Origin of the sequence: Plantactinospora sp. CA-294935, from assembly GCF_050936445.1 — a bacterium.
Classification (GTDB): domain Bacteria; phylum Actinomycetota; class Actinomycetes; order Mycobacteriales; family Micromonosporaceae; genus Plantactinospora.
The window spans coordinates 3,613,946-3,634,654 of record NZ_JBNJMU010000001.1 but is presented as its reverse complement, the minus strand read 5'-3'; the positions used below and the strand labels follow the sequence as shown (position 1 = coordinate 3,634,654).

At 71.5% G+C, this 20,709-nt stretch carries 21 protein-coding genes and 2 pseudogenes; 13 read left to right on the top strand and 10 right to left on the bottom strand.

Features of this window, described 5'->3' with window-relative positions; all coding sequences use genetic code 11:
• Positions 1-140 precede the first annotated feature (140 nt).
• Entirely contained in the window at positions 141-851 is a 711-nt protein-coding gene (locus tag ACQEVC_RS16265) for a hypothetical protein (protein ID WP_432878020.1), read from the top strand.
• Positions 852-893: 42 nt separating this feature from the next.
• Here the strand turns inward: ACQEVC_RS16265 and ACQEVC_RS16260 are convergent, their stop codons facing one another.
• The 3 genes from ACQEVC_RS16260 to ACQEVC_RS16250 are packed head-to-tail and all read right to left on the bottom strand — an operon-like array spanning position 894 to position 2,832.
• Positions 894-1,691: an ABC transporter permease gene (locus ACQEVC_RS16260; protein WP_432878018.1), complete on the bottom strand. Its 798-nt coding sequence runs from the start codon at positions 1,689-1,691 to the stop codon at positions 894-896.
• A complete protein-coding gene (locus tag ACQEVC_RS16255; RefSeq protein ID WP_432878015.1) occupies positions 1,688-2,455 on the bottom strand; it encodes an ABC transporter ATP-binding protein in 768 nt (255 codons plus the stop codon). Before ACQEVC_RS16255 ends, ACQEVC_RS16260 begins: the two co-directional genes overlap by 4 nt.
• Positions 2,452-2,832 (bottom strand): hypothetical protein, encoded by a 381-nt coding sequence (locus ACQEVC_RS16250; protein ID WP_432878012.1) that lies wholly within the window; start codon positions 2,830-2,832, stop codon positions 2,452-2,454. Before ACQEVC_RS16250 ends, ACQEVC_RS16255 begins: the two co-directional genes overlap by 4 nt.
• 260 nt (positions 2,833-3,092) lie before the next feature.
• Here ACQEVC_RS16250 and ACQEVC_RS16245 point away from each other — a divergent pair, with 260 nt between their 5' ends.
• Positions 3,093-3,494, top strand: a complete 402-nt coding sequence (locus tag ACQEVC_RS16245; protein WP_432878010.1) for a GntR family transcriptional regulator — start codon at positions 3,093-3,095, stop codon at positions 3,492-3,494.
• Entirely contained in the window at positions 3,491-4,615 is a 1,125-nt protein-coding gene (locus ACQEVC_RS16240; protein WP_432878008.1) for a DUF1648 domain-containing protein, read from the top strand. The genes ACQEVC_RS16245 and ACQEVC_RS16240 overlap by 4 nt, the downstream gene beginning before the upstream one ends.
• A 42-nt stretch (positions 4,616-4,657) precedes the next feature.
• Here ACQEVC_RS16240 and ACQEVC_RS16235 read toward each other — a convergent pair whose 3' ends face one another.
• The 5 genes from ACQEVC_RS16235 to ACQEVC_RS16215 all read right to left on the bottom strand — a co-directional run bounded on the left by ACQEVC_RS16235 (position 4,658) and on the right by ACQEVC_RS16215 (position 9,625).
• A complete protein-coding gene (locus ACQEVC_RS16235; RefSeq protein ID WP_432878005.1) occupies positions 4,658-4,864 on the bottom strand; it encodes a DUF397 domain-containing protein in 207 nt (68 codons plus the stop codon).
• Positions 4,865-4,880: 16 nt separating this feature from the next.
• Positions 4,881-5,735, bottom strand: coding sequence for a helix-turn-helix domain-containing protein (locus ACQEVC_RS16230; RefSeq protein WP_432878002.1), 855 nt, complete (start codon positions 5,733-5,735; stop codon positions 4,881-4,883).
• 258 nt (positions 5,736-5,993) lie between these two features.
• On the bottom strand, positions 5,994-6,992 hold the full coding sequence (locus ACQEVC_RS16225) for a sigma-70 family RNA polymerase sigma factor (RefSeq protein ID WP_412102704.1): 999 nt from the start codon (positions 6,990-6,992) through the stop codon (positions 5,994-5,996).
• Between the two features lie 494 nt (positions 6,993-7,486).
• Entirely contained in the window at positions 7,487-8,386 is a 900-nt protein-coding gene (locus ACQEVC_RS16220; protein ID WP_432877998.1) for an N-acetylmuramic acid 6-phosphate etherase, read from the bottom strand.
• Between the two features lie 330 nt (positions 8,387-8,716).
• Entirely contained in the window at positions 8,717-9,625 is a 909-nt protein-coding gene (locus ACQEVC_RS16215; protein ID WP_318394884.1) for a MurR/RpiR family transcriptional regulator, read from the bottom strand.
• Positions 9,626-10,133: 508 nt separating this feature from the next.
• On the opposite strand from ACQEVC_RS16215, the gene ACQEVC_RS16210 reads away from it, so the two are divergent.
• On the top strand, positions 10,134-10,841 hold the full coding sequence (locus ACQEVC_RS16210; RefSeq protein WP_432877995.1) for an SDR family NAD(P)-dependent oxidoreductase: 708 nt from the start codon (positions 10,134-10,136) through the stop codon (positions 10,839-10,841).
• Positions 10,842-11,172: 331 nt separating this feature from the next.
• Here the strand turns inward: ACQEVC_RS16210 and ACQEVC_RS16205 are convergent.
• Positions 11,173-11,799: pseudogene (locus ACQEVC_RS16205) on the bottom strand (dTMP kinase); the annotation flags it as partial.
• Between the two features lie 274 nt (positions 11,800-12,073).
• Here ACQEVC_RS16205 and ACQEVC_RS16200 point away from each other — a divergent pair.
• From ACQEVC_RS16200 to ACQEVC_RS16185, 4 genes and pseudogenes are all read left to right on the top strand, one after another.
• Positions 12,074-12,655, top strand: a pseudogene (locus tag ACQEVC_RS16200) (nucleotidyltransferase); the annotation flags it as partial.
• 83 nt (positions 12,656-12,738) lie between these two features.
• A complete protein-coding gene (locus tag ACQEVC_RS16195; RefSeq protein ID WP_432877993.1) occupies positions 12,739-13,014 on the top strand; it encodes a hypothetical protein in 276 nt (91 codons plus the stop codon).
• Between the two features lie 13 nt (positions 13,015-13,027).
• Positions 13,028-13,801, top strand: coding sequence for a metallophosphoesterase family protein (locus tag ACQEVC_RS16190; RefSeq protein WP_432877990.1), 774 nt, complete (start codon positions 13,028-13,030; stop codon positions 13,799-13,801).
• A gap of 3 nt (positions 13,802-13,804) precedes the next feature.
• On the top strand, positions 13,805-13,948 hold the full coding sequence (locus ACQEVC_RS16185) for a GPGG-motif small membrane protein (RefSeq protein WP_318394880.1): 144 nt from the start codon (positions 13,805-13,807) through the stop codon (positions 13,946-13,948).
• Between the two features lie 177 nt (positions 13,949-14,125).
• On the opposite strand, the gene ACQEVC_RS16180 is transcribed toward ACQEVC_RS16185, so the two are convergent.
• Positions 14,126-14,905: a peptidoglycan DD-metalloendopeptidase family protein gene (locus ACQEVC_RS16180; RefSeq protein ID WP_432877986.1), complete on the bottom strand. Its 780-nt coding sequence runs from the start codon at positions 14,903-14,905 to the stop codon at positions 14,126-14,128.
• A gap of 128 nt (positions 14,906-15,033) precedes the next feature.
• Here ACQEVC_RS16180 and ACQEVC_RS16175 point away from each other — a divergent pair, with 128 nt between their 5' ends.
• The 5 genes from ACQEVC_RS16175 (at position 15,034) to ACQEVC_RS16155 (ending at position 20,546) form a co-directional block, all read left to right on the top strand.
• Positions 15,034-15,789, top strand: coding sequence for an HD domain-containing protein (locus tag ACQEVC_RS16175; protein WP_432877984.1), 756 nt, complete (start codon positions 15,034-15,036; stop codon positions 15,787-15,789).
• A 169-nt stretch (positions 15,790-15,958) separates the two neighbouring features.
• The gene (locus ACQEVC_RS16170; protein ID WP_432877982.1) at positions 15,959-17,302 is read left to right on the top strand and encodes an ABC transporter substrate-binding protein; all 1,344 of its coding nucleotides are present in this window, start codon (positions 15,959-15,961) and stop codon (positions 17,300-17,302) included.
• 76 nt (positions 17,303-17,378) lie between these two features.
• Positions 17,379-18,446, top strand: coding sequence for a carbohydrate ABC transporter permease (locus ACQEVC_RS16165; RefSeq protein WP_432877979.1), 1,068 nt, complete (start codon positions 17,379-17,381; stop codon positions 18,444-18,446).
• Position 18,447: 1 nt separating this feature from the next.
• The gene (locus ACQEVC_RS16160) at positions 18,448-19,416 is read left to right on the top strand and encodes a carbohydrate ABC transporter permease (protein WP_432877977.1); all 969 of its coding nucleotides are present in this window, start codon (positions 18,448-18,450) and stop codon (positions 19,414-19,416) included.
• Positions 19,417-19,520: 104 nt separating this feature from the next.
• On the top strand, positions 19,521-20,546 hold the full coding sequence (locus tag ACQEVC_RS16155; RefSeq protein ID WP_432877974.1) for a LacI family DNA-binding transcriptional regulator: 1,026 nt from the start codon (positions 19,521-19,523) through the stop codon (positions 20,544-20,546).
• Positions 20,547-20,709 lie beyond the last annotated feature (163 nt).

Here is a 20,709-nt window from a genome sequence, read left to right as displayed (position 1 = left end):
TTGGGTGAGCCTAGGAGGAGTCTGTGCGGTTCTTGTGAAGGCGGGGTGCGGGAACGGTTCGGCCTCCTCCCGGGAGCGGTGCGCGAGCCGAGGTCGTGCCCGAACCGGCGCCGCACCCGGTCAGACGCTAACCTGCCGGGATGACCCCGTCGGAGGCCGGCACACTCGCCGCTGCGGTGCTCGACCGCCTCGCCCCGTACCTGCCCGAGGTCGCCTCGGCCGGTGAGCCGGGCCCGGCAGGACCGGGGCGCCGGCTCTACGACCTGGTGGCGGAGCGGCTGCGTACCCTCGACGAGTCGGAGGCGCTGGCCGACCTGGTCCGGGCGCCCCGGAACAACTCACTGGTCAAGCGCCTGCTGAGCACCGCCGCCACCGAGGATCCCGGGTACGCCGCCGAGCTGGCCGCCGCCGTCGAGGCCCTGCCGGCCGAGGCCGGTGCGCCGGTCCCGGCGAATCGGACGGCCGCCGGCACGGCGACGTGGCCGGAGACCGGGGAGCCGGTCGGGGCGGCGGCTGACGCCGTACCCGGATCGGCCGGTGGTCGACGGCCGCGCCGCTACGGTCCGTGGATCGCGCTCGGCGCGGTCGTGCTGTTGCTGGTGGTCGGCGGCCTGGTCGTCCGTGCGGTGCTCGACGGGCTCACCGACGCCGGTGGGCTGACCGCCGACTCGACCTGCCGGGAATACCAGCAGGCGCCGCCCGAGGAGCGGGTCGCCGCGATCCGCCAGATCGGGCTGGCCAAGGGCATTTCCGGAGTGGACAGTCCGCTGGTGATGACGGCGGTGGACCAGCTCTGCGACGCCTCACCGTCGGCGCGGATCGGCGACCTGGTCGCCCGCTTCGACGGCTGAGCCCCTCGACGCCCGCGCGCCCTCGACCGCCATTGGCACGGCTCAGGTGACGTCCCGCCGCAGGGGTACGGCGACGGCGAGCACCGCGGCCACCGCCGCGTAGCCGGCGAGCAGCAGCCCGCCGCCCAGCGGTGACGCGAGCTGGACCGGTGCGGTACCCAGCCCTTCGGCCGCCGCGTCGACGACGTAGCTGAACCCGGTGAGCGAGGCGGTCGCCCCGGCCGGCAGGTACGGATACAGCCGGCTCACCCCGGGGACGATCGCGAGCAGGGGTTCGAGCAGGTAGAAGTAGCCGACGACCACGGCCACCGCCGCCACCTGGTTGCCGACCAGCGCGCCGATCCCGACTCCCAGCAGCGTGTACACCGCCATCGAGACGGCCAGCCGGGCGAACAATTCCAGGATCGACCCGGTGGACAGCCCCGGGGTGACGCCCCGGGCCGCCGCAGCGGTGAAGAACACCGCCGCGCCGGAGCCGGTGAGCACCAGCCCGTACGCCAGTCCGGCGACGCCGTACGCGACCAGCTTCGCCACCAGCACCTGCCAGCGCCGGGGCGCGAACAGAAAGGTGAAGTCGACGGTCCGGTGCCGGTACTCCGCACTGACCGCCAGGGTGCCCAGCACCGCCGGAACGAACATGGTGTAGCCGACCATGCCGAGGACCGCCCGTACCCCGGTCCCGGTGTCGAGCCCCGGCATCGGTGGGTCGAAGTTCTCCGGCCCGAGCAGGGTCAGCAGGCCGATCAGACCGGCGCCGCAGAGCACGGCGATCAGCAGCGCCACCAGCCAGAGCCGGGTGGCCAGCAGGCGACGGAACTCGGCCCGGACCAGGCGGTTCATCGGATCCCCTGCCCGGCATCGGCACGGTCACCGGCGCCGGCGGTGTCCGGCGCGGTCGAGGTGAGCCGGAGGAAGAGTTGTTCGAGGCTTCCCGACGCGCCGACGAGGTCGGCGAGCCGGCCGGCCACCACCTGCCGTCCGCCACGGATCACCACGACGTCGTCCACCATCTGCTGGACCTCGCTCAGTACGTGGCTGGAGATCAGCACGGTCCGGCCCTGCCCGGCCAGCTCGCGGAGGAAGTCCCGCAGCCAGGCGATGCCCTCCGGGTCGAGCCCGTTGCCGGGCTCGTCGAGCAGCAGCACCGGCGGATCGCCGAGCAGCGCGGTGGCGAGGTTCAGCCGCTGCCGCATGCCGGTCGAGAAGGTCCGGGTCCGGCGGTGGGCCGCGTCGGCCAGCCCGAGCAGCCGCAGTAGTTCCTCGACCCGACCGTCCGGGTAGCCGCCCATCGCGGCGTACGTCCGCAGGTGGTCCCGGGCGGTGTGTCCGGGGTGGAAGGCCGAGGCGTCGAAGACCGCGCCGACCGTGCCGGAGGGCCGGTCCAGCTCCCGGTAACGCCGGCCGCCGATCGTCGCCGTACCGGAGGTCGGCCTGACCAGGCCGAGGATCATCCGCATCGTCGTCGTCTTGCCCGCGCCGTTCGGCCCGAGAAAGCCGGTGATCGCCCCGGGCCGGATGGTGAAGCTCAGCTCGCGTACCGCGATGACCCTGCCGAACCGCTTGGTCAGCCGGGACACCTCGACCGGGACGCCCGCCCGGCTCATGCCCGGTCCCCGGCGCCGGTGATGTGACGCTGCACGGCGGCGGCGAGCCGGCCCGCGTCCGGGGTGGCGAAGACCACCTCGTCGAAGGCGCCGTCCACCGTGCTCCGATCGAGCCGCAGGTGCAGGCCGGGCATGCCACGGCGGGCGTACACCAACTGGCGCGGGCCGCCGAACAGGCCCCAGACCCCGATCTTGGCAATGCCGGTGACCACCAGCCCTCGGCGGGCGCCGGCGGCGAGCCGGAGCGGCCGCTCGACGTACGCCACCCGCCGTACCGCGCGCAGTGGCACGGTCAGGGCCCGTCGACCGAGCCAGAGTCGTTCCAGGCCGGTGAACTCGAAGGCCACCGCGTCGCCGGAGATCCTCATCGTCGCCATCTGCTCCACCCGCGTTTCCTCGTCGTGGTCGGTCAGGTCCGACCGAACGTCGCGCCCTCCGCCAGTCGCTGCCGCCGGGGCGCCGCTTCTGGCCAGGACAACTATCTGTTCTATAAGTTGTATAGCAGATACTCGGACCGAGAGCGAGCGCCAGTCGAGCGCGACGGCAGGGAGACGAGGACTGAGCGCCACCGAAACGCGGCGAGCTTGCAGTGGATGACGAACTGTTCTATAACTTGTGGAACAGGAGGGCGGCCGGCGTGATAATCGAGGTGGACCCGAACAGCGAGGTCCCGATCTACCAGCAGTTGCGCGACCGGGTGGTCGAGGCGATCGCCACCGGTGCGCTCCGGGAGGGCAGTCCGCTGCCCTCCACCCGGGCCCTGGCCACCGACTTCGGCATCAACTTCCACACCGTCAACAAGGGCTACGACCTGCTGCGCCAGCAGCGCCTGCTGCGGATCAACCGGAAGTCCGGCGCAGTAGTGCTCCGGGACGGCAACTCGGGACCGCCGGCACCGGAGTTCGTCGCCGACTGGACCGCCCGGGCCACCACCCTGCTGGCCGAGGCGACCGCGCACGGCCTGAGCCGGGAAGAGGTGCTCGACATCTGCCGCACCGTCCTGACCACGTTCGGCGAGAGCCAGGAGGAGTCGCGATGATGACGGTCGCCTTGGTCAACGTCGCGCTGCTCACCGTCGCCGGTTCCGCCTGGATGATGCCCTCGGTCCAGCGACCGACCCTGCCGTTCGGGGTACGGGTGCCCGCCCAGCGGGCCGGTGACGCGGCGATCGCCGGTCAGATCCGCACCTTCCGGAGCAGGGTCGCCGCGAGTGGACTGGTCGGACTGCTGGCCGGCGTCGCCCTCACGCTGGCCGTGGCCGGGAACGGCGACGACGACACCGTCGCGCTGGTCGGCCTGGCCCCGATGGTGGCACTGATGCTGCTGGTCGCGCTCTTCTATCTGCGGGCCCGCCGGGCGATCCAGCGGGTCAAGGCCGAGGACGGCTGGTACACCGGGGTCACTCAGCGGATCACGGTGGACACGTCGCTGCGTACCGGGCCGGAGCGGCTGCCCTGGCCGTGGATGCTGCCCGCGCTGCTGGTCCCGCTGGTCACGCTCGCCGCCGGGATCGCCGCCTACCCGGAGATGCCGGATCGGGTACCGACCCGCACCAACGGTTCCACCGTGGTGGCCTGGCAGGCGAAGTCGCCGTGGGTGGTCGGCGTACCGGTGGCGATCGAACTGGCCACCACGGTCCTGCTGATCGCCCTGCTCGCCTGGTCGTACCGGAGCCGGGCCGATCTGGAGCCCTCCGCTCCGAAGCGCTCGGCCAGCCAGCACCGGCTCTTCCTCCGGCGCATCTCCCGGGCCCTGCTGGTGCTCGCCACCTGCGGAAACCTCACCATCCTCTGCGCCGTCCTGCCGATGTGGCAGGGACGGGCACCCGGTCCGCTGGCCACCGTCGCGATGCTGCTCTCCGCCCTGCTCGGCACCGTCTACGTGATCGTCGTGGCGGTACGCGCCGGCCAGGGCGGCAGCCGGATCGCCACCGTCCCGGCCCCGCCGGCCGAACGCCCCGACGCCGCGCACCCCGACGACGACCGGCACTGGCGGCTGGCCGGCCTCTGCTACGTCAACCGCGACGACCCGGCGATCCTGGTGCAGAAGCGGATCGGCGTCGGCTGGACCCTCAACTTCGGCAACCCCCGGAGCCTGCTGCTGCTGGTCGCCGTCCTGGCGGCGCTGCTGGCCGGCGTCCTGGTGCCCGCGCTGGTCTGAGGAGCGGGCCGCCGGGGTGATCAGCGGCCGGGGATCACCGGGTCAGCCGGGGACCCGGCCGTCGGAGCCGAGGACGGTGAGGAAGGCCACCCAGGCGGTCGGCACGAACCGGAGTACCGGGCCGGCCGTGTCCTTGGAGTCACGTACAGCGACGCCGGCGACGAGCCGGGCCACTTCGACACAGTTGCCGCCCTCACCGCCAGATCGGCTGCTCTTTTGCCAGGTCAGCATGCTTTCGTCCGGCCGCATCCCGTCCGGTCCTCCCTCACGTCCAGAAGGCCGCCGTCTCCCTGAGCAGCCGCGCCGATTCTTTCCGCGACAACGCTGCCGCAACCAGGTGGTCGAAGGCAAGCGCGAAGGAGGCGATCTGGGCCGGCTCGTCGATGTAGAGCGCGCCGGTCCGATGTTCGGTGTAGACGAGGCCCGGATCGGTGGGCTCGGGAAAGCCGAGGATCGCGAACGGCCGGCCGAAGGCGGTGTACGCCGGACTGCTGAACCGGACCACCCGCAGCTCGACGTGGGACCGTTCGGCCAGCACCGCCAGATGGCCGAGTTGGTCGCGCATGATCGCTTCGTCGCCGACCCGGCAGCGCAGTACCGCCTCGCCGAGCACCACCCGCAGCCGCATCGGGTCGTGCTCCTGCAACCGCCGTTGCCGGGCCAGCCGGAGCTCCACCTGCCGGGTCAACTCCTCGGCCGGCGCGAGCGGCTGGGTGGACCGGATCAGCGCGGCGGCGTACGCCTCGGTCTGCAACAGCCCGGGCACCAGATGGGTCTCCACGGTACGGATCTCGGTCGCCTCGGACTCCAGTCCGACGTACACCTCGAACCAGTCCGGGATCGCGCCGCCGTAGGTGACCCACCAGCCGCGCTGGGTCGACTGCTTGGCCAGGGTCGCCAGCACCTCGCGGGTACGCTCGTCGGCCACCCGGTAGATGTCGAGCAGGGCGAGGACGTCGCGGGTCCGGGTGGAGTGCTTGCCCGCCTCGATCCGGGAGATCTTGGCATCGGAGCACTTCATCCGCTGTGCGACCTGGAGAAGGGTGAGCTGCTCCCGTTCGCGCAGGCGACGCAGCTCGATGCCGAGCCGGCGACGCCGGGCGGTCGGACTGATCGGCACGGAGTCCTCCCCGGATTCCTCCGTCGGTGGTGGGCACGCCACCGTCCGCCGGCGGCGCGCCTCCCGACGCGAGCGGAACTCACTGTCGTGGTGCCGGTCACCCTAATGGTTGATGTTGGTACGGCGCTCCGCAGGCACCCGGCGTCCGGTCCCGGGTACCACGACGAGCGGCCGGCGTCCGGAGTCGGACGCCGGCCGCTCACCGGTTCGTCGAAGTTGCCGACCCGCGGCCTGCCGCCGGGAGTCAGCCCTGCTCGCTCAGGCCGCCTGTAGCCCCTCGGCCCGGGCCAGCTCGCGCAGCCGGCCCAGTGCCTGGATCTCGAGCTGCCGGATCCGCTCCCGGGAGAGCGAGAAGCGGGAGGCGACCTCGGTCAGCGAGTGCTCGCGGCCGTCCTCCAGGCCGTACCGGGCCCGCATGATCCCGGCCGACCGGTCGTCGAGGTGGTTCAACAGGCCCTCGATGCGCTGCCGCTCCAGGCCGGTGAGCACGATCTCCTCCGGCGACGGGGCGTCGCTGTCCGCGACCAGGTCACCGAGGTTGGTGTCCCCGTCGTCACCGACCGGCGTGTCCAGCGAGACGGTGTCCTGCGACCAGCGGACCAGCTCGTGCACCCGCTCCACCGGCACGCCCAGCGCCGCCGCGATCTGCTCCGGCTCCGGGTCGCTGCCCAGCTCACGGGTGAGCTGGCGGGCCACGTTGCGCATCCGGTTGACGTCCTCGACCAGGTGCACGGGCAGCCGTACGGTGCGCTCCTGCTGGGCGATCGCCCGGCTGATCGCCTGCCGGATCCACCAGGTCGCGTACGTCGAGAACTTGTAGCCCCGCTCGTAGTCGAACTTCTCGACCGCCCGGACCAGACCGGTGTTGCCCTCCTGGATCAGGTCCAGCATCGGCATCCCGGAACGGACGTACCGGCGGGCGATGGAGACGACCAGCCGGAGGTTGGCCCGGATGAAGAGGTCCTTCGCCCGCTCCCCCTCGACCACCAGCCGCTCCAGTTCCGCGCGGCTGACGCCGGCCGGGAGCTTCTCGGAGTCGATCAGGTGCTCAGCGTAGAGGCCAGCCTCGATGGCCTTGGAGAGGTCGACCTCGGCGGCGGCGTCGAGCAGCGGTGTGCGGGAGATCTCGTGCAGGTACACGCCGACCAGGTCGCGCTCCTCGGCGACCTCGTCGGTCCGCATCACGATCTTCTTCTCCACGTTCCCCACGGTCCCCTCGTCGTTCCTCCCGGTGGCCCGGGTTCCTGCTCCTGCCATCCCCACGTTCATCAGCCCTCCCCGTAACTTCCGCTGTGCCCCGCGGTGCTGACACCTACACAACAGTTGAGACGCGTTAGGGATTCCATCTGGTGAGTCGAAAGTGTCACGAATGCCTGAGTAGTTGCTGAAAGCACGATCGACGTTTGCTGTCAGTCGTCTCGATCGGGGCATGTCGGAGCCGGCGACACCGCAGCTACGGGGCCTGCGACGGCTCTCCACCGGCTATCGCATCATCGCCGCACAACGACACACAGCGATCCACGTCACCAGGTTGCTGCGATACTCGTCACGCTTCGATATACGCACGGCGCGGCCAGTCGGTTCATCCCGCCGCCCCAGGGTTACCCCTCCGCCTGCCCAACAATCCGGAGCCCGGAGACAGTCCCGGGGCCGGTACGTCGGGTCCTCGACACTCCCGGCGCCGCCCTCCGCCAGGCCCGGGCCGGGCCGGCCGGAACCGGACTCCCGGGGAGTCGGCAGACGCCCGGGAGTCAGCCGGCGAGCAGGGCGATCGCGCCGCGTACCTGGTTCGCCGAGCGGTCCAGCGCGGCCCGGGCGTCGGCCGGGGCGGCACCGGACAGCAGCGACACCAGGGCGGCCTTCAGGTCACCGTCGGCCTCGGTCAACGCGTGCTGCGCGACCTCCTCGGCACAGCCGGTCGCCTCCACGAGGATCGAGATCATCCGTCCCCGCAGTTTCGCATTGGTGGCGACCATGTCGATCATCAGGTTTGAGTAGACCCGCCCCAGCCGCACCATCACGGCGGTGGAAAACCCGTTCAGCACCAGTTTCTGCGCGGTCGCGGCCTTCATCCGCGTCGAACCGGTAACCACCTCCGGGCCGGTCTCGACCCCGATGAACACGGTCACCGACCGGGCCGCCGCAGCGCCCGGATCGGCACAGATGAGTGCGGTGTCCGCGCCCAGGTCGGTCGCCGCGCGCAGCGCCCCGAGCACGTACGGGGTACGCCCGCTGGCGGCCAGGCCGACCACCAGGTCACCCGGGCGTACGCAGGACCGCGCCTCCTCGGCACCGCCGGCCTCGTCGTCCTCGGCATCCTCGACGGCCCGCCACATCGCGTCCGGCCCACCCGCCAGGTGGGCGCAGAACCACCGGTCCGGGGCGTTGAAGGTGGGCGCCAGCTCGGCGGCGTCGAGCACACCGAGCCGCCCCGAGGTGCCCGCGCCGAAGTAGTGCACCCGGCGCCCGGACCGCAGCGCCGTCACGGCCAACTCGACCGCCACCGCGATCTCGTCCAGCACCTTGGCCACGGCGGCCGGTACCCGCCGGTCGTCCTCGTTGATCACCTTCAGGACGTCCCGGACGGACATCACGTCCAGGTCGAGACTGCGCGGGTTGCGCAGCTCGGTCGGGGAACTGACCCGGACCACCGCCCGCGGCTCCCGCCCCTCGGCCACGCCCGCCGTCGGGCCGGGATCTCCGGGCCGCCCGCCGCCGTCCTCCGGCCGGTGGCCGGGCCCGGTCGGCGGGTAAGAGGACCCCGCGTCGGAATCCGGACGCGGGGTGGCGGCAGATAGCGCACCGGGCTCGACCCGTCCGGCCGTCATATCCGTCCCCCAGCGCCTCGACCACCGCAGAGCCCGGGACTCGCACCGCCGCCGCCTCGCCGCGGCCAGCGCCCGTGACTCATACCGTCGCCTCGCCGCGCACGGCGCCGCAGTGCGACACCGTCGCGCCGGACCGGCCGGTCCGCCCGCTTCTCATGCCCGCCTCCCCTTGACCCGGTGCGCGAGCACCGCTTCGGCGGTGACCTCAAGTGCCTTCTTGGCTCTGGCCCGGTTGCGCGCCGCGACCCCGACGAAGAGGCAGTCGACCACCGTCAACTGGGCGAGCCGGCTGGCCATCGCGCCGGACCGGTACGTCGTCTCCCGGGCCGCCGTGGTGAGCACGTAGTCCGCGACGTCGGTGATCGGCGACCGTGGGAAGTTGGTCAGCGCGACCGTGGTCGCCCCCCGGGCCCGCGCCTGCTCCAGCACCTCGATCGCGTCCAGCGTCGTGCCGGTGTGCGAGATGCCCATCGCCACGTCGCCCTTGCCGAGCAGGGCCGCCGAGGTGAGCGCGGTGTGCACGTCCGGGAAGTAGAACGCGGTCCGGCCGATCCGGTGCAGTTTCTGCTGGAAGTCGGAGGCGACGAAACCGCTCGCCGCGGCGCCGTAGATGTCGACCCGGCCGGCGCCGCTGATCGCCTCGACCACCTGCTCGCAGACCGCCGCGTCGAGCTGCTCCGCGGTCTCCTCGACCGCCCGGGCGTCACTGAAGGCGATGGTCGCGATGATCTGTGCCAGGTCGGCGCCGGGCGGGATGTCGCCGCCGACGACCCGGGCGTCCGGCGGCTCCACCCGGCGGGCCGCCTCGGCGGCGAGCCGGATCCGCAGTTGCGGGTAGCCGTCCATGCCGACCGACCGGCAGAACCGGATGACGGTGGCCTCGGAGGTCTCGGCGGCGGTCGCGAGGTCTGTGATGGTCCGGCGAGCGGCGTCGGCGGGATCTGCCACGACGAGTCTGGCGACCCGTTGCTCGGCGGGCGACAGCGACGGGAGCAGGCCGCTGATATGGACAATCAGCCCACTCGTCTCGTGACTCGCAGAAACCTTCGCAGTCTTCACCACGGATGAAACTTACTTTCACGGAGGCGGGAGCGTCAACCGTGACGCGCTACACCTGCGAAAGTACGCCCAACGGGTGGGAAATTGCGGCCGGTCCGGCCAGCCGAGCGTGCCATTCCCACCACACCTTCGTCTCGACAGGGTCACCGAGCCCGCAACGCTGGACGGCATCCGGATGAATAGTCATCCATCGATAGGCTACCGGAGTGGCCCCGGCGGCGGGCCGGCGGGCCGGGCGGAAAACCGGTGCCCGACGACCACGGGACCACTTCCCACCGTACGACGGGCGGCGCGGCCGGCCGAACGGGCGGCTCGGGTCCGGGCACCGGCCCGCTTGGCTCGACCCACTGCCAGGGCAGCCGGCCGGAGGCGTCGCCGACCTCGGGTGCCGCCGGGTGGTGGGGCCGATCGGGTTGTCCAGATCGGACCGTCCGTCCCGCGGATGGCTACCGGCGTGGCTCGGGGGCGATGTGCCGGCGACGCGCCCGGTGCTGCCGGTAGCGTGGCAGGCATGGCGGATCGCACTGTGCTCGTCAGCGGTGGAGCGGGCGGGCTCGGCGGGGCGGTCACCGCCGCGTTCGTCTCGTCCGGGTGGCGGGTGGTCGTACCCGTACGGCCGGCCGGCGGGGCGGAACTGGCGGCCCTCCCCGGCGAGGCGGGTGACGGGGTGCTGCGGGTAGCGGCGGACCTCACCGATCCGGAACAGGTCGCGGCAGCGGTCGAGGTGGCCGGCGGTACCGCCGAGGCGCCGTTGCGGGCGGTGGTGAACCTGGCCGGCGGGTACGCGGCCGGCGGCCTGGTGCACGAGACCCCGGTCGCCGACTTCGAACAGATGATCGTCCGCAACCTGCGCCCGACCTACCTGGTCACCCGCAGCGCGCTGCCGTACCTCCTGGAGGCCGGCGGCGGATCGGTGGTCTGCGTCTCCTCCCGGGCGGCGCTCGCCCCGTTCCCCGGTGCCGCCGGCTACGTCACCGCGAAGGCGGCGGTACTCGCCTTCGCCTCGGCGGTAGCCGTGGAATACCGGCAGTCGGGCGTGCGGTGCAACACGGTGCTGCCGAGCATCATCGACACGCCGGCCAACCGGGCGGCGCAGCCCAGCGCGGACCACTCCCGCTGGGTGGCCCCGGCGGAGATCGCCGGGGTGATCCGCTTCCTGGCCAGTGACGAGTCGGCGCCGACGAGCGGTGCGACGGTACCGGTGTACGGCCGGGCCTGACCGACCCGGCCCCGGCCGGCTCGACCCCGTCCGGTCCGGACGACCGGGTGGCCGGATCCGGCGTACCCAGCGGATCCTGGGCACCCCGCGAACCGGTCGGGTCGAGTGCGCCCGCCGGGTCCGGTGAGCCGGTCGGGCCGGGTGAGCGGGTGCCGGCCGAGCCGGTCGGGTCGGTTTCGGCTGGGTCCGGAGCACCGACGGCCGGTGCCGCTTCCGGGGCCCGCCCGGGGCCGGTGGACCCGGAGTCCGCGACGGCCGGCACGGGGCCGGATCCGCCGGACGGTACCGGTGGCGGGCTGCCGAACCCGGGCGGTCGGCGGTCGGCCGGCAGCCAATCCCGCACACCGGCCTGGATCGCCCGGGTCACCTCGTCCGGGGAGCGGTTGGCGTCCACCACCACGAACCCGGCGAACTCCGGCAGCGAGCGGTACGCCGCCGCTCCGGCGGCCAGGTAGGTGATGTTCTCGTGGTCGGTGCCCCGAGCCTCGATCCGCCGGTACGCCTCACCCGGGTCCACCGCGAGCAGGATGGTGATGTCGGGCGGGGGGAAGATCCGGTACAGCAGCCGGGCGAGGGTCTCCCAGCGACGCCCGCCGCCGTGCGCCCGGATGCTGGCGTACTGGCAGACCGAGTAGCGGTCCATCACGGCGACCCGGGAGCGGAGCCGGGAGCGGAGCAGTGCCCGCGCGATGGCCAGCCAGCGCAGCGCCGACTCGGCCAGCAGCATCCCGTCCCGGCCTAGCAGGCGCTGGGCGTCCCGCCGGCCCAGTTTGCGGGCCAACCGGCCGAACCACCGCCGCCCGCCGGCGTTCTGCCAGTACGTCGCCGGTATGCCGGCCTCGGTCAACGCGTCCGCCAGCCGGTGTGCCTGGGTGGTCTTGCCCGAGCCGTCGATTCCGACCAGGGCCACGGCCCGCAGCCGTCCCCCGTTCCGCCGCTCCTGAAGAGTTCGGGCCACGCTCAGCAACGGTACCCGGCCCGCGCAGCCCCCCGGCCCGACAAAGCCGCCGCCGTCCGGGCTGTGCGGGATGAGCCGTTCCGGCCGGCCCGTCCCGCCGGCCTGGCCACGCTCTCCGTGCCGGTACGTCCGGTTCCCGCTCGGCGGTGCCGCTTCCGGCCCCGGGCCACCGCCACCGGATCCCGACCCAGGTGTGAAGGAACGAAGTGCCGGGTACCGGTAAATCTCCACCCCGTTGACCAGATGCCCAATGATCACCGACCCGGGAGACCCGATGGATCACAGCGGCGACGAGACCCTCCTTGCCACCCTCAAGCGGGTCGCCGCCGTCCTCAAGCAGTCCGAGATCCCCTTCGCGCTGGGTGGCAGCTTCGCGGTGTACGCGCACGGCGGCCACTCCAGTGACCACGACGTCGACTTCCTCATCCGCGAGCAGGACACCGAGCGCGCCCTGGAGGCGCTCGTCGAGGCCGGCTTCACCGCCGAACGCCCCCCGGAGGACTGGCTGGTCAAGGTCTGGGACAACGACCGGATGGTGGACCTGATACACCGGCCGATCGAGACCCCGGTCACCGACGAGACCTTCCGGGACACCGTGGTACGCCCGGTCGACGCCATCCACATGCCGGTGCTGTCGGCCACCCATCTGATGGTGCACAAGCTGCTCAGCTTCTCGCAGCACTACTGCGACTTCGCCCGTGGGCTGCCGCTGGCCCGCTCGCTCCGGGAACAGATCGACTGGGACCGGGTACGCAAGGAGACGGCGCACTCCCCGTACGCCGAGGCCTTCCTGGTGCTGCTGGACCGGCTGGACGTGGTGCCCTACTCGCCGGCCGGCGAGGAAAAGCGCTACCCGGCCGGCGAGCAGAAGCGCTACTCCTCCTCGACCGGGGAGGAGAAGGGAATGACCGGCATGGACGAGCGGAGCGAGGTGGCGACATGAACCAGCGCGGCACGGCGGGCACCGAGCCGCCCGACGACTATCTGGAGGCGGCTATCCAGCGCCTGCTCACCGAACGCACCGAAATCGCCGAACAGGGCATCACGGTGACCCGCCGGGACCACTCGGTGGTGCTCTGCGGCGAGGTGGAGAGCGCGCAGCGCCGCGAGGAGATCCTCCGCCTGGTGCTGGAGCACTTCCCCGAGGTGCCGGTGACGGTGGACATCGGACTGATCCGTACCCAGGCGCCGACCGAGGTGGAGGAGCTGCGGTGAGGGAGGCGACGACATGGTGATCCGGATCGCGGCGGTCGGCGACGTGCACCTGGACCGGGACGTGGTCGGGCGGTTCCGGCCGGCCCTGGAACAGTTGCCGGAGCGCGCCGACGTCCTGCTGCTGGCCGGTGACCTGACCAGGCACGGCACCGAGTCCGAGGCCCGCTGCGTGGCGACCGAATTCGGCAACCTCGGCGTACCGGTGGTCGCGGTGCTCGGCAACCACGACCACCACTGCGACGAGGTACCGACGGTGATCCGGGTGCTGGAGGACGCCGGCATCCTGGTGCTGGAGGGCACCAACGTGGTGCTGGAGTGTTCCGGGGTGCGGCTCGGCATCGCCGGTGCGAAGGGCTTCGGCGGCGGCTTCGCCGGCCGGTGCGCCAGCGAGTTCGGCGAACCGGAGATGAAGGCCTTCGTCCGGACCACCAGCGCCATCGCCGACCAGCTCGGCGAGGCGTTGCGCGAGATGGACTGCGACCTACGGGTGGCGCTGACCCACTACTCCCCGGTGCCCGACACCCTGGCCGGGGAGCCGCCGGAGATCTATCCGTTCCTCGGCTCGTACCTGCTCGGTCAGGCCATCGACTCGGCGCCGACCGAGCTGGCGCTGCACGGTCACGCGCACGCCGGCAGCGAGCGGGGCACCACCCCGGGCGGGGTACGCGTCCGCAACGTCGCGCACCCGGTGATCAAGCAGGCGTACAGCGTGTTCCACCTGCACCCGCCCTTTGCCGGAGCCACCGCGGGCAAGGTTTCCGCGATCAGCGCCGGGGGTAGTTCCTGAGCCATGGAATTCTTGCTCTGGATCCTCGCGGTTGTACTGGTGGTCGCCGGTGTGCTGGCACTGTTCCGGCGGCAGATCCTCTGGGGCGTCGTGCTGATCATCGTCGGACTGCTCGTCGGCCCCGGCGGTGTAAGCCTCTTCAACTGACGCGAGGCCGACGTTGGCGCAGCGCCGGCCCTGCATCGCCGAAGAATCCCTGTCCGTACCGAAGAACCCCCGACAGGCAAGCCGGGGCGCCGCGCCCGGGTCTCCCTCTCTCCCCCTGGACGACCCGGGCCCGGCGTCCCGGCGATCTGTCTTCGCCGGCCTACCGGCGGCCGGCGCTCAACACCGTGGCACGCCGGGGATGAAGCCGTCGTAACCGGTGAGGACGTACGCGTCGGAGATGAACCGGCCGGTCCCGATCCGGTCCCAGATGTTGCTGGTGCCGTAGGTGCCGGTCACCGTCGTGCCGGTGGTCTGGCAGTAGATGGTGACCCCCGCCCCGTCGGCGACCGTGCCGACCGAGGAGTAACCGGTGCCGGGGCCGGACCGGACGGTCAGCGGGCTGCCCGCGGTGTTCACCGTGCCGGATCCGGTGCCGCCGCCGGAGCAGGCGTTGTCGCTGGTGTAGGTGCGGGTGCCCCAGTAGAGCGCCAGCGTGCCGTTGAACCGCACCTGGATGTCGGAGCCGTTGAGCCGCTGCTCGTAGTGCAGGTGCGGGCCGGTGGAGCCGCCGGTGGTGCCGACGTACCCGATGACGGTGCCGTAGCCGACGGTCCGCCCGACGGCCGTGTTGAAGCTGTTCAGGTGGGCGTAGTAGGTCGTGTACCCGCTGCCGTGGTTGATCCGGACGTACTTCCCGTAGCTGCTGCCGCCGAGGTCGGCGACGACGTCGACGGTGCCGGGGGCGCTGGCCACCACCGGGTCGCCCTGGTCGTCGGTGCGGTTGAAGTCGACGGCGTACGCCGGGCTGTGGTTGGTGCGGGTCTGCCCGGACCAGGACTGGCCGCAGGGGAACGGGACCTTGAAGGTGGGTGCGGCGGCGGCCGGCGAGGCCGGCACCAGCACCGCGGCGGCCAGCAGCAGGCCGGCACCGACGGAAGCGGACAGGCGGAAGCGCACGATGACCTCCCATGGCGAAACTTTTCCATGTATGAATTGAGCGTGGCAGAAAACTTCAGCCAGTGGAAGAGCGGAACCGGGCCCCGGGAGGACCCGCAAACGGGGCCGATCCGGTATACCTGGACGACATGGCCTCGCCGACGTACCTGAAGAGCATGCCGCTGCACGCCGTGACCGAGGTCTACGGCGAAGCCGGCCTGCGGGACCGGTTCCGGCTGGAGGCCGAACGCTTCACCCCGGCGGAGCAGACCCGACTGGCGGCGGCGCTGGACCTCGCCGGCACGCTGCACCGCGACGACCGCCGGGTACGCGAGCCCTACCTCAACCACCTGCTCCGGGTGGCCATCCGGATCATCTGCTACTACTCGGTGACCGACGTCGACGTGATCGTGGCGGCGCTGCTGCACGACGCGGTGGAGGACCACCCGGCGGAACTCGCCGGCCTGCCCGCCGGGACGACCGGGCCGGCGGCCACCGAGGCGGCGCTGGCCGAGGCGGCCCGGCGGTTCAACCCCCGGGTCGCCCGGCTGATCGCGGCGGTCACCAACCCGGAGTACGACCCCGGCCGCGACCGGGACGAGCAGTACCGCGCGCACCTGGCGGTGAGCCTGGACCGGGAACCCTGGGCCCGGGTGATCAAGGTGTCCGACTTCACCGACAACGGTGTGGGGGTCATCCACACCACCGGCGACAAGGTGCACCGCTCGGCCCGGAAATACCGGCCCCTGGTGCCGCTCTTCCGTGACCTGGTCACCCGGCCGGACACCCCGCTTTCCGCCGAGGCGCGGGCACACATCCTCGGCCAACTCGACCTGGCCGAGCAGCGCTTCGCCGCGATCCTCGACGAGCCCGAGGCCGTACCGGCGGCCCCGGCGTCCGAGTAGCCGGCGGCGTCCGGTCGGCCCGGCGGTAGAGGCCGGGTTTCCGAATCGTTACGGCCTCGTGGCTCAGCGGGTCTGGACGACCTTGGCTGCAAGCGCTTACATGTGGTGACGCCCACAGGCCGGCTCGGAAGCCACAGGCAACCGGACGCCGGCACGAAAGGAGGACGGCATGGCGGTCCAGTCCAGACCACGCCAGGCCTTCGCGATCGCCAGTGTGTTGGCCCTGGCACTTGGCGCCACCGCCTGTTCCGGCGACAGTGAGAGCGGGCTCGACCCCGACTCGGCGGAGTGCGCACCGTACTCGGCCTACCAGGGTCACGACGGCGAGAGCGTTTCCATCTACGCGTCGATCCGGGACGCCGAGGCCGACCTGCTGCGGCAGTCGTGGAAGCAGTTCGAGGACTGCACCGGCATCGAGATCGACTACGACGGCAGCGGCGAGTTCGAGGCCCAGCTCCAGGTGCAGGTCGACGGTGGTAACCCGCCCGACCTGGCCTTCATCCCGCAGCCCGGGCTGCTCGCCCGGTTCGCCCAGGCCAACAAGCTCAAGCCGATGACGGCGGAGCAGAAGACCCTGGCCGAGGCCAACTACCCGGCCGACTGGCTGAAGTACGCCACCGTCGGCGGGCAGCTCTACGGCACCCCGCTCGGCGCCAACGTGAAGTCCTTCGTCTGGTACTCGCCGAAGGCGTTCGCCGAGAACGGCTACCAGGTGCCGACCACCTGGCAGCAGTTGATGGAGCTCAGCGACAAGATCGCGGCGAAGAACCAGAAGCCCTGGTGCGTCGGGCTGGAGTCGGGCGACGCCACCGGATGGCCGGCGACCGACTGGATCGAAGACCTGATGCTGCGTACGCAGACGCCGGAGGTCTACGACCAGTGGACCACCCACGGCATCCCGTTCAACGACCCCCGGGTGCTCCAGGCCGTCGACCAGGCGGGGCAGGTCCTGAAGAACCCGAAGTACGTCAACGGCGGCTACGGTGACGTGAAGAGCCTGACCACCACCCCGTTCCAGGAGGGTGGCCTGCCGATCCTCCAGGGCCAGTGCTCGATGCACCGGCAGGCGAACTTCTACGCCAACTACCTGCCGGAGGGCACCAAGATCGGCCCGGACGGCGACATCTACGCCTTCTACTTCCCGGCGGTCGACCCGGCCAAGGGCAAGCCGGTACTCGGCGGCGGCGAGTTCACCGTGGCCTTCACCGACGGCCCGGCGGTACAGGCCGTCCGGCAGTACCTGATGACCGGCGAGTACGCCAACTCCCGGGCCGGACTGGGCAACTGGATCACGCCGAACAACAAGCTCGACGTCAGCAAGGTCCAGCAGGCGGTCGACAAGCTCTCGATGGAGGTCCTGCTCGACAAGAGCGCGGTCTTCCGGTTCGACGGCTCCGACCTGATGCCCGCCGCCGTCGGCTCCGGCACCCTCTGGAAGGGCATGATCGACTGGGTCAACGGCAAGGACACCAAGAGCACCCTCGACTTCGTCGAAGGCTCCTGGCCGAAGTGACACCCCGACGGTCCGGCCCGCGCCACTGCGGGCCGGACCGTTCGGCTTCCCGAACGTCTTGGCGTTGGAGGCGCTGATGGATTTCGCCGACGAGGCACCAAAGCTGCTGATGCTGCTCTACGGCCTGATCGCCTTCGCGGTCGTGGTCGGCGGACTGCTCGTGCTGCTCGACGTCGTACCCAACTGGTTCGCCCGGCGCCGCGAGGCGGCCCTGGTCGCGGCCTCGGCGCAGGGCCCGGCGGTCGCCGCCGGTCCCCGGCCGCGCCGCCGGTCGGTGGTGAACCGCCCGGAGGGCGCGCTCGCGCTCTTCTTCCTGCTGCCCACCCTGGCACTGCTCGCGATCGGCCTGGTCGTACCGGCCGTCCGGACCACCATCCTGTCCTTCATGGACGGTGGCAGCAACAACTGGGTCGGGCTGGCCAACTACCGGTGGATGTTCGCCCAGGACGAGATCCTCGGCATCCTCACCAACACCCTGATCTGGGTGGTCCTGGTGCCGCTGGTGGCCACCACCATCGGGCTGCTCTACGCCGTCCTGGTCGACCGGGCCCGGTTCGAGGCGGCGGCCAAGGCACTGATCTTCATGCCGATGGCGATCTCGTTCGTCGGCGCCAGCATCATCTGGAAGTTCGTCTACGCCTACCGCTCCGGCGAGTACGACCAGATCGGCCTGCTCAACCAGGTCTGGGTGATGCTCGGCGGCGAGCCGCAGCAGTGGCTCAACAACCCCCCGCTGAACACCCTGCTGCTGATCGTGATCATGATCTGGATCCAGGCCGGCTTCGCGATGGTGGTGCTCTCGGCCGCGATCAAGGCGATCCCGGCCGACGTCGTCGAGGCGGCCCGGCTGGACGGGGTGAACCCCTGGCAGATGTTCTGGCAGATCACCCTGCCGAGCATCCGGCCGGCCCTGATCGTCGTGGTGGTCACGGTCTCGATCGCCACGCTCAAGGTCTTCGACATCGTCCGGACCACCACCAACGGCAACTTCGACACCGGCGTGATCGCCAACGAGATGTACAACCAGGCGTTCCGGTTCGGCCAGACCGGCCAGGGGTCGGCGCTGGCCGTCTTCCTCTTCGTCCTGGTGATCCCGATCGTGATCTACCAGGTCCGCAACCTGCGCAAGCAACGGGAGGTTTGAGATGACCACCACGACTCCTCCCGCGCTGGCCGGTACGCAGTCCGTGGCCACCCCGCCGGTCACCCGGGCCGGCCGGGTACGCCGCCGGCTCAACAGCCCGATCGCCACCGGCGCGTCGATCCTGATCGCGGTGCTCTGGACGGTACCCACCTTCGGCCTGTTCGTCTCGTCGTTCCGGCCGGAGGACGAGATCAAGACCACCGGCTGGTGGACCGCGTTCACCAACCCGCAGTTCACGCTGGAGAACTACCAGGAGGTGCTCTTCGGCCGCTCGGCCTCCTCCGGGCAGCTCGCCGGCTACTTCATCAACTCGCTGGTGATCACGATCCCGTCGGTGCTCTTCCCGCTGGCCTTCGCCGCGCTGGCCGCGTACGCGCTGGCCTGGATCAACTTCAAGGGGCGGGACTGGATCTACATCGCCGTCTTCGCCCTGCAGATCGTGCCGTTGCAGATGGCGCTGGTACCGCTGCTCAGCTTCTTCTCCGAGGGGGTCAGCCTGGGCGGCGTCGAGCTGATGCCGGCGTGGAACCTCGACGACGAGGAGAAGTTCGTCCAGGTCTGGTTCGCACACACCTGCTTCGCGTTGCCGGTCGCCGTCTTCCTGCTGCACAACTTCATCTCGCAGCTACCGAAGGACCTGATGGAGGCGGCCCGGGTGGACGGCGCCACCCATCCGAAGATCTTCCGCTCCATCGTGCTGCCGCTGATCGTGCCGGCGCTGGCCGCGTTCGGCATCTTCCAGTTCCTCTGGGTCTGGAACGACCTGCTGGTGGCGCTGATCTTCGCCGGTGGCGGCAGCGAGACGGCACCGCTGACCGTACGCCTGGCCGAGTTGGCCGGTACCCGGGCCAACGAGTGGCAGCGGCTCACCTCGGGCGCGTTCATCTCGATCGTCGTACCGCTGATCGTGTTCCTGTCCCTCCAGCGCTACTTCGTGCGTGGCCTGCTCGCCGGCGGCGTCAAGGGCTGACCGGCCGTCGCGGGTCGACGGCTGCCGGGCGGGCGGACCGCCCGGCGGCCGGGATCCGGGCCCGGCAGCCGTGGCCGGCGGTACGGCCGGATCAGGATGGCACTGTGACCACCATCGACGACGTGGCCCGGTTGGCGGGGGTCTCCACCGCCACCGTCTCCCGGGCGCTGCGTGGGTTGCCGACGGTCTCCGAAACGACCCGGATCCGGGTACTGCTCGCCGCCGAGCAACTCGACTACACCGTGTCGCCCAGCGCCTCCCGGCTGGCCGGCGGCAAGACCGGCACCGTCGCCGTGATCGTCCCCCGGATCACCCCCTGGTTCGTCGGTGCCGTGGTGGAGGCCGCCGAGGAGGTCCTGCACGCCGCCGGGTACGACCTGCTGCTCTACAACATCGGCGGCCGGGAGCACGCCCGGACGCGCCTGCTGCACAAGTCCAACCTGCCCAAGCGGGTCGACGCGGTGATGCTGGTGGCGACGCCGATGCGCGCCGACGACCTGGCCACGATCGCCAGCCTGGCGCTGCCGGGCGTCACGGTCAGCTCCGGCACGGTGGTGCCGGGCTGGCCGAGCATCCGGATCGACGACCAGGCGGCCGGCCGGACCGCCACCGAGCACCTGCTGAGCCTCGGGCACCGGCGGATCGCCTGCGTCTGGGGCGACCCGGACGAGGAGTTCGGGCATTCCGCCCATCTGGAGCGGCATCGCGGCTACCGGGAGGCGCTCGGAGCCGCCGGCATCAGCCCCGATCCCCGGCTCGACATCGAGGTCCGGGCGGACGCCGAGGGGGGCCGGGCGGCCACCGAACGGCTGATCGCGCAGGGCGAGCTGCCCACGGCGATCTTCGCGAACGGTGACGAGCTGGCGATGGGTGTGCTGATCGCGCTGCGGATGGCCGGGGTGCGGGTGCCGCAGCAGGTCAGCGTGATCGGCATCGACGACCACGACCTGGCCGGCGCGTTCGGCCTGACCACCGTGGCCCAGCCCGCGGCCGAACAGGGCCGGCTCGCCGCCGGTGTCCTGCTGGGCCCGCTGGCCGGCCGGGCCCGGACCGGGGAGGAGCCGGACCCGGTGATCCTGCCCGCCCAACTCGTCGTACGCGACTCGACCGGTCCGGCTCGGGAGAACTGAACCTCGATCCCCCCGGAAGACTCGGCAAGACCGGACCTCGATCCCCCGGAGGGGACGAGGGTCGCGATCCTCAGCAGGACGGGGCCTCGATCGTCCGGAAGACTGGACCTCGACCGACCGGATCCGTACGCCGGGCCCGCCCGCGCGTCGTGACCGATGGGAG